Here is a 988-nt window from a genome sequence, read left to right on the forward strand (position 1 = left end):
GTTGATGCGATTGTTATGTTCGATAGATCTCACTGAACTCTAAAGTGTAAAAGTCTCGATTTAACGATGCTTTCCACTGTTCTACATTACGATAGTTATAAAGAGATTTTTGATAATCATCAATCATGCTGTCACTAACATTAAGCCCATAGATAATAGAATTAACTTGATCTACCTTAAATAGATATAAACTACTTGGATCACAACTAAGTTCTACTAGATTATTGGCATATACCTCTCGTTCTATTTTATCGGAAAGTTGATCCAAATAAACAGTAAATCTGCCTTCAGTATCCTCACGACCAATCACTAGTAATTTTTTCAACACGTGTTTATTTTTTAAACGATGTACATTATTAACTACAATTTTATCAGCCTGATCTAACCGGAGAGTTACACGATGTTCTTTCTCATATATCCATTCATCGCTTTTCTGTTGGAAAATTTCAAATAGGATACGATCTTGGCCTTCGGCAGTAATATTTGAGTAATCAAAGTCAAATCGATCAACACGGTATCGAGGCTGCTTTCGATACATTACAGGGAGACATTCTCCATGAAACATTTCAAAACCATCAAACATTCCCGTTGAATTGAGCTGTGGCTCATGTAAATTGGTAAACATATTGCCATCAAAAGCAGATTTAGCCCAAAACCCTATAACCACACCTTTATGCTCGTTAGCATAATGAGACCACATTAATAAATTATCTTTAGCTTCCGTTAAGCTAATAACACCAATTTTATTCTTATTTTCCTCAATATAAGAGATCAGATCATTTGGAGATTCGCATATTTCAAAGTAAGGGCAAAGATCAGCCAATGCATCTTTACAATAGGTAGCTTCAAAAGGGTCATTTAGTGCCGCCAACTGAGTTGCTCTAATATAACCTTCTTTTAGGAAATACTCAGGATTGGACATATATTTATATAAAAGTTTCAATACAACTCCATGTAGAATGCGATTCAAGAACATAACGCCTGCATA

General features: G+C 34.3%; 1 protein-coding gene. It reads right to left on the reverse strand.

From position 1 onward, the window contains the following. Nucleotides 1-13: 13 nt before the first annotated feature. Nucleotides 14-988, reverse strand: a 975-nt coding sequence (locus A6E03_RS18980; RefSeq protein ID WP_218060175.1) for a DUF2971 domain-containing protein, incomplete at its 5' end; no start/stop codon positions are given.

It is taken from the genome of Aliivibrio sp. 1S128 (genome assembly GCF_001691065.1).
In the GTDB taxonomy this organism is placed as follows: domain Bacteria; phylum Pseudomonadota; class Gammaproteobacteria; order Enterobacterales; family Vibrionaceae; genus Aliivibrio.